Annotated in this window: 9 protein-coding genes; 8 read left to right on the top strand and 1 reads right to left on the bottom strand. The window is 68.1% G+C overall.

Features of this window, described 5'->3' with window-relative positions; genetic code table 11:
* The first annotated feature begins 72 nt into the window (after window positions 1–72).
* The 6 genes from ABT085_RS41670 to ABT085_RS41645 all read left to right on the top strand — a co-directional run bounded on the left by ABT085_RS41670 (window position 73) and on the right by ABT085_RS41645 (window position 5392).
* The gene (locus ABT085_RS41670) at window positions 73–732 is read left to right on the top strand and encodes a hypothetical protein (RefSeq protein WP_351620898.1); all 660 of its coding nucleotides are present in this window, start codon (window positions 73–75) and stop codon (window positions 730–732) included.
* Window positions 733–817: 85 nt separating this feature from the next.
* Window positions 818–1789 carry a D-alanine--D-alanine ligase family protein gene (locus ABT085_RS41665; protein ID WP_351620896.1) on the top strand — a complete coding sequence of 324 codons (972 nt, stop codon included), beginning with the start codon at window positions 818–820 and terminating at the stop codon, window positions 1787–1789.
* A 15-nt stretch (window positions 1790–1804) separates the two neighbouring features.
* Window positions 1805–2425, top strand: coding sequence for a C39 family peptidase (locus ABT085_RS41660; RefSeq protein WP_351620893.1), 621 nt, complete (start codon window positions 1805–1807; stop codon window positions 2423–2425).
* 16 nt (window positions 2426–2441) lie between these two features.
* A complete protein-coding gene (locus tag ABT085_RS41655) occupies window positions 2442–2786 on the top strand; it encodes a glutamate ligase domain-containing protein (protein WP_351620890.1) in 345 nt (114 codons plus the stop codon).
* Between the two features lie 203 nt (window positions 2787–2989).
* Window positions 2990–4108 carry an ATP-grasp peptide maturase system methyltransferase gene (gene tgmC / locus ABT085_RS41650; protein ID WP_351620887.1) on the top strand — a complete coding sequence of 373 codons (1119 nt, stop codon included), beginning with the start codon at window positions 2990–2992 and terminating at the stop codon, window positions 4106–4108.
* 510 nt (window positions 4109–4618) lie between these two features.
* The gene (locus ABT085_RS41645) at window positions 4619–5392 is read left to right on the top strand and encodes an IS5 family transposase (RefSeq protein WP_351620884.1); all 774 of its coding nucleotides are present in this window, start codon (window positions 4619–4621) and stop codon (window positions 5390–5392) included.
* On the opposite strand, the gene ABT085_RS41640 is transcribed toward ABT085_RS41645, so the two are convergent.
* Window positions 5340–5873 carry a hypothetical protein gene (locus tag ABT085_RS41640; RefSeq protein WP_351620881.1) on the bottom strand — a complete coding sequence of 178 codons (534 nt, stop codon included), beginning with the start codon at window positions 5871–5873 and terminating at the stop codon, window positions 5340–5342. The genes ABT085_RS41645 and ABT085_RS41640 overlap by 53 nt on opposite strands.
* Window positions 5874–5938: 65 nt before the next feature.
* Between ABT085_RS41640 and ABT085_RS41635 the strand changes: the two genes are divergently transcribed.
* Together ABT085_RS41635 and ABT085_RS41630 are read left to right on the top strand one after the other, a co-directional pair.
* Window positions 5939–6430: a YwqJ-related putative deaminase gene (locus tag ABT085_RS41635; RefSeq protein ID WP_351620878.1), complete on the top strand. Its 492-nt coding sequence runs from the start codon at window positions 5939–5941 to the stop codon at window positions 6428–6430.
* 11 nt (window positions 6431–6441) lie between these two features.
* Window positions 6442–6888, top strand: a complete 447-nt coding sequence (locus ABT085_RS41630; protein ID WP_351620875.1) for an SUKH-3 domain-containing protein — start codon at window positions 6442–6444, stop codon at window positions 6886–6888.
* Window positions 6889–7092 lie beyond the last annotated feature (204 nt).

Here is a 7092-nt window from a genome sequence, read left to right as displayed (position 1 = left end):
CCGTGCGTGTACCGCCCCCGTCGCGCACGGCCGGCGCCTTCCACCTCCACTCCCAGCACCCCAGAGAGCGTCATGACCACACCCCTCACGCACAAGGGCCGTCCCGTCCCGTACATCACCCCATGGACCAGCGAGAAGGTGACACAGCCGGCCCCTGTGGCCACGCTCCACGGCATCGCCTTCCCCGGCCCGACAGCAGGCAGCCGGGACGGGTACGACGATGTGCTGTGGCAATACTGGGGAGGCCATCCCGGGGCGGGCGAGCCGCTGTGGAGCGAGGTGCACGGCCCCCGACAGCGGCACGCCATGCGCAAGGTCCTGTGCCAGGTGTGCGGGGGCCCCGCGGACCGTGACGAGCGGGGCTGGCTGTGGCTGCTGGAAGACGAACGCGACAGCGGCCCGACGTGGCCGGACGGGGAAATGACCACACATCCGCCGGTATGCAGACTGTGCGCGCCACTCGCTGCTCGCCTGTGTCCGCACCTGCGACGCAAGGGGGCGGTGGCGGTACGGGTCGCCGAGGTCATCGTGGACGCCGTCTACGGACACCGCTACCACCACGGCCCCTTCGGGCTCTACGCAGGGAAAGCCGACGTGTTCCTCACCAGCAGCTGGTCCATCAGATGGGTGGTCGGCAACCAGTTGGTCGCCTCTCTCGCCCAGTGCACCGTCCTCGACCCCGTCGAGACCGGCATCAAGACCCCGGTGTCCCGAGCGCAGATACGCCGATGACGCTCGGGACGCCGGCAGAGGGACGCCGCGCTGATGCGGCATCCGTTCAGCAACCGCAGCCATCTCACGTTCGAAGGAGAATCGCGTGACCACTACGACGGTGCCGGACATCGCAGGCTTACGGATCGGTGTCCTGTGCGGGGGCAACTCCCCCGAACGGCAGGGTTCGATCGCCTCGGGCGAGCACGCGTCCAAGGCGCTTGCTGCCGCAGGCATCACCACCGAGCTGATCGACCTCGGGGACACGCCGCTGACCGCGCTGCCGGGGCGTATCGACGTGGCTCTGCTCGGCCTGCACGGGCTCTACGGGGAGGACGGCAAGGTACAGGGGGCGCTGGAAGTCGCCCGGCTGCCCTACACCGGCTCCGGGGTGCTGGCGTCCGCGCTGGGCATGCACAAGCCCACGCTCAAGTACCTGTTCACCCAGGCGCGGATAGACACCCCGGCCTGGGTCCCCGTCGACCGTGACATCTCCGTCGAGTCGACGCTGTCCGCCGTGCGCCACACGCTCGGCTACCCGGTGTTCGTCAAGCCGGCGTCCGGCGGGGGAAGTCTCGCCGCGGGCATCGCCCGGGACGAGGCCGCTCTCCGAGCGATGATCACGCCCACAGATGACGAGCAGTACGGCGAGTACATGATCGAGGAGTACGTGCAGGGCATCCCCGCCACCGTGGGCCTGATCGAGGTGGACGGCCGGCTGGTGACCCTGCCCGTTCACGATGTCGAGCCGAAGAGCGAGTTCTACGACTACGCGGCCAAGCACGACCCGGCCCTGCGCGTCGAGCACTGCCCGTCCATCCTGCCGGCCACGACCACGGAGTCCATGCAGTACATCGCCAAGCGCGTGTTCAGGATGATCGGCGCACACGGCGTGCTCCGGGTCGACTTCATAGCGGGCATCAACGGCCGCACCACCGTGCTGGAGTGCAACACGCTGCCCGGCCTGTCCGAGCGCGGCAACCTGGCCACCATGGCGAAGGCGGGCGGCATCCCGTACGGCACTCTGATGCAGCACATCGTCAGGACCGCGTACACCAAGCCTGGCTACCTGCCGTAGGCAAGACTGGGGCGCATGAGCGCCCGACCGACCCAAAACCGTGTCCCTTACTACTCGCAGTGGGAGTCCCGGGACCTGGTCCCGGAGTTCATCACAGGCCGGCTCCACGCTGCCGATGACCCGCTGTGGCAGAAGTCCGGCGCCGAAAGCCCCCAGGAATACGCATTCTGGGCCCCGCGCATGTGCGGCGTTGCGTGCCTGCGCATGGCGCTGGACTACTGGCGGCACCCGGTTCCGCCGTCCGTGCCGCTCGTGCGCGAGCTGTGCGAGGCCGGGGCCTACATCCGCGAAGGCGACAGGGTGAAGGGCCTGATCTATCAGCCGTTCGCCGTGCATGTGGCCACCCGGTGGGGGCTGGCCGCCCGGTCGGTTCCCGACCTGCCCGCCGCTCGCCTGCGCGAGATCGTCGGCAGCGGGCAGCTGGCACTGGTGTCCGTGCACAAGAGCGTCCGTACACCCGATATCGATCCGCCGCACCAGGGCGGGCACCTGGTCCTCGCCGTCGGCGCCACCGAGGAGAGCGTGATGTTGCACAACCCGTCCGGGCTGCCGGACCAGTCCCAGGAGTTCGCAGCGGTGCCCTGGGCGCGCTTCGCCCGCTTCTACGCCGGGCGGGGCGTGGTCCTCGGTGCCTGAGCAGACAAAGGAGACCATGTCGGTGAAGGAGCCCGGCACCCGGCGGTTCGTCGTTCTCGGCGAAATGCTGGAGCTCGGAGAAGAAGGGCCCAAGGCCCACTGGGAACTGGGCCAAGAGACAGGCAAGCACGACATCGACTTCGTGATCGCGGTCGGGCAGGAACTGGCCAAGCAGACCGCTCTCGGTGCCGCCCACGCCGGCGTGGATGCCGCGATCGTCGCCGACAACGAGACCGCCACGACAATGCTGAACTCCATGCTGCAACCCGGTGACGTAGTCCTGATCAAGGGATCTCGGGGCGGCATGCGGTGGCAGATCGCCCAGGCACTCACCGGCCAGCAGATCACCGGAATTCTCTAGCCTCCCTCACAAACGGCCCCGCTCGACCGCACGCCCGCAGCAAACGAGCGAGGCTGTGCGCCGCCCGAAAAGCAGCCCGGTGTAACGCAGCGCGCCGCCATGGCGAGTTGCAGCATCAGCCGCTCCCGGGCGATGACCTCCCTGGAACCCGAAACGAGGCTGCCGATGGGCGTAGCCCTGGCAGACCTTCTGGAGCGTACGACGTGACCGACCCGGCCCACCTGCACCAACAGCTCCTCGACACGCTCACCGCCCAGTGCGTCCTGCGCACCAAGCCGTGGAAGTCCGCGGCCGGGACCGTGCCCCGGCACGAGTTCCTGCGCGGCGGCTTCTTCCGGTACGTGGCGGGGACGTCACCGGGCGCGTGGAGCCCCGTCCTGGACACCGATACGGGCTGGCTCGAAGGCTGCTACCGGGACGAGTCGCTGATCACCCAGATCGCGGGCACCGTCCTGCCCGCCGACATCCGCGGCCAGATCATGCGGGAGCCCACCAGCTCCAGCACCCTGCCGTCCCTCGTCCTGCGCATGCTGGAGGAACTCCAGGTCGAGCCAGGGTCGAAGGTGCTGGAGATCGGGACCGGGACCGGCTACTCCACCGCACTGCTGTGCGCCCGGCTGGGCGAGGAGCTCGTCACGTCCATCGAGTACGACGAGGCGGTCGCCTCGCGCGCACGGGCCGCCCTCGCCCGGCAGGACATGTACCCCACATCCATCACTGGGGACGGCTTGCTCGGCCATGCCGTATCGGCTCCGTACGACAGAATCATCGCCACGTGCGGCGTCCGAACCGTGCCCGCCGCGTGGATCGAGCAGATGCGGCCGGGCGGTCTGATCCTGGCCACCATCGGCGGCTGGCTCAACTCCTCGGAGCTCGTACGCCTGACCGTCCACGACGACGGCACCGCATCCGGGCCGCTGCTGGGCGGACAGGTCAGCTTCATGCTCGCCCGCCCCCACCTGCCCCCGCACCTCGGCCTCCTTCCCGACCTGGACGACGGCAAGGAACGCCAAGCCGTCTTCGGCAGCGACCTACTGGCCGACTGGACGACCCGATTCGTCGTACAGCTCGCCGCACCCAATGCACAGCGCCTCACCATCGAACGGGGCGGGCGCACCGAAGACGTACTGATCGACGTCGAATCCGGCTCCTGGGCCGCGCTCTACGAAGATGCCGGCCGGTGGATCGTGAGGCAGAACGGTCCCGAAGCCCTCTGGAACACGGTCGAGGAGCAGGTTGGGCGCTGGCACACAGCCGGAGCACCGGCGCTGGAGAAATTCACGGTCACCGTCACACCGGACGGCCAGACCATCGGCTGGTAACCCTCCACCAGGCCCCGCTCGTCCGCCACGGGCGCAGCGCACGAGCGGGGCTTCGCGCTGCTCGAAGTCGGCAATCCCGTCGCCGCCGCGGTCCGGCCGGGGCACCGAGCGGGCCCATCCGGCCGCCATACGCACCGTCCAGGGCGCAGCACCCCTCGGGAGCCCGTGCTCCACGCGGGCCGCGGACCGCAGTACGGCGCGGACTGGGCGGAGGGGACTACACATCCGGGCGGGCGGCCAGGAGCAGTACGGCAACGGCCGGATGCCTGCCCTCGCGGCGATGGCCTCGGCGTGGCTGGCCATCCAGGCCGCACTGCCGCCGGGTCGGCCGCGACAACATGGGTGAGGAACGCGGCCAGCCGGCCAGTGCCCACTGTCCGGCCGGATCAGCCTCCAGCAGGTGTAGGGCCTGATCGGTCAACACCTGCAGCCACATTGTGGCCGGCTGGGAGCGCAGGAAGTAAGCGGTCGGACGCGCGGCAGCGAGGAGGTAGGCATCGAATCTGCGGGATGAACGGCTCCAGGGCGGCCTCCGGAGGCTGCTGGATCGTCACTTGTCCAACAACCCGTCTCCACCAGACCCGGGGCACATCACCACCTCCATCAGACCCGGAGCGGTTCAGGATCTCGTGGCGGGCGATGCCCGCGGACTTCCCTGACTGGGGCCGGGTCTATGCCTTCTTCCGCCGCTGGCGCGAGCATGGGCTGATCACCGAGTTCCACGACCGACTGCGCGGGAAGGTCCGGGAGCGTGAGGACCGCGAGGCCGAGCCCACGGCGGGGGTCATCGATGCGCAGTCGGTGCGGGCCGCCGCGACGGTGCCGGCCGCTTCACGCGGCTACGACGGCGGGAAGAAGGTGCCGGGCCGCAAACGGCACATCGTGACCGACACCCTCGGTCTGCTCCTGGTCGTCACGGTCACCGCCGCGAACATCGGCGACCGCGACGGTGCGGCGGGCCTGCTGGCCCGGTTGCGTGCCCTGCACCGCGACATCACCCTGGTCTGGGCCGACGGAGGCTACACCGGTGGCCTCGTCGGCTGGTGCCGGGACAAACTCGCGCTGACCTTGGAGATCGTCGAGCGCACCGACGGCATGACGGGGTTCGTGGTGCTGCCCAGACGCTGGGTGGCGGAGCGCACGTTCGCGTGGCTGATGAACTCCCGCCGTCTGGCCCGGGACTACGAGACCCTGCCCGCCACCAGCGAGGCAATGATCCGGTGGTCGATGGTCACGCGGATGAGCCGGCGTCTGGCGCGGCCACGGGCCGCCGGCCGGCACTGAATGCCCCCGATGCCTCCAGGAGGAGCCAGCCGCGCTCCGCCAGACGTCGGGCTTTCGACCGCACCCCCTCGACCTTCGCCGGTGTCGCCTCAAGGCCCAGTTCCACCGCGATCTCCTTGGCCCGAAGCGGTCCGTGACCCGTGGACCACTGCTGTTCCAGCACGCCCAGAATCCGCCGATAATCCAGTGCCAGAACCGTCACTGGCAGCCCTTCTCGCCAGGGCGGCACCGTCGAGCCAGGCGCCGGCGCGAGCGACAGCACCGCTTCCTCCTCAGCCTCGGTCCCGGTCACGGCGGTGGTCTCGGCAGCCGAGGCCGCCAGGGCCTCGACCAGCTCTTCCCGCGCGATCACCCGCCGGTCCAGCTCGATCTCCGCGGCCTCCAACACCTCAGCCAACCGGGCGACTTCCTCCCGCAGCCCTTCCACCCGCACACGGGCTGCTGTCTCCCGCTCTTCCAGAATTCCCAGCACCGACGCCATCGCGCACCCCTCGCACACGGAGCGGAAACAAGACGCCAGACACCTCTCTCATTCCGATCCACATCATGCCTGACCTGCGAACATCAACGGATCACGTTCGGTTGAGATACGGCTTCTCAGGCCCTGCCGCAGGCAGCGGAGTAACGCTCAGCAGTGCCACGACGATCGCTGCTGCCCGCCTTCAAGCGGACAAAGCGTCTGCCACCGTGCCAAGCAGGGCCCGCCCGGCAGTCGCAGAAGCACTACAGCTGGCAGACGGGCAGATCTACTCAGCGTCAAGCGTCAAGGGAGTAGCTCCCACGTTGCATCCGTTGGTTGAGGAAATCTTGGACGCGGTCCCGGTAGCGGACCGCGGGCGCGCGCATGGAAAGTGTGGCCTGCCCCAGTGCATTTCCGAGGCGCTGACGGCGGGGCACAACCCGACAGGGTCCCAAGCGGCAGCTGTTACCGTACGCAGCTCCACAACCCACGCAGGGCACGGACAGCCTGTCGGGCCATGCGATAGTTGTGTAGCGCTCGAAGACGCCTTCGAAATTGATTTCGTGACAGTGAGGTAGCTCAATTGGGAATGTTCCCTGAACAAGTAGAACAAGACCTCAGGGCCGCTGGCTGGACACCGAAACGACAGGTCGACCCAGAGTCATGGTTGTCGGCCCTGGAGGCGGACGGCCGTCTTCGGAGACATTCGGCAGTCATCGCATTCCTGAGCGAGTTCGGAGGCCTCGCGGTGAGCATCTCCGGTTCCGGAGTAAGTTGCGCGCGCGAACCGTTCGAACTCGACCCTCTGCTGTGCCTAGGCGAAGAGGACCGATTCTCTGAGTGGAGCGAGGAAATTGAGCGGTCGATCTTTCCAGTAGGAGTACTGGACGAGGGCCGTTTCTTCCTTGGGATCGACGAAAATAGCGAATTGTATCTCGTCGAAACCTGGGTTGCGTCCTTCGGCCGCATGCCAGAAGCCATGAACAACCTCATCCTTGGCGTCCAGCCGACTGTCATTCACGACGGCAGCGATTAACCTCACCGGTGGTGGCCCTCAAGCAGATCGGATGCCCCGTCCTCGAACCTTGGGACGGGGCATCCGCCCTTCTGTGACTCAATTGCCGTAGGCGATGAGGGGGCACTGAGGGCCGCGCATAATCGACTGCACGAAGCAGCAAAGCAGCCCTGAACCCGCTGACTCGGAGAACGCCGAACCCTTGTAGAAGTTCGTGATCTCCCA

The sequence above is a fragment of the Streptomyces sp. NPDC002265 genome (assembly GCF_040296125.1).
Lineage (GTDB): Bacteria > Actinomycetota > Actinomycetes > Streptomycetales > Streptomycetaceae > Streptomyces.
The sequence above is the reverse complement of the archived record's forward strand: the minus strand, read 5'-3'. Positions and strand labels throughout refer to the sequence as shown.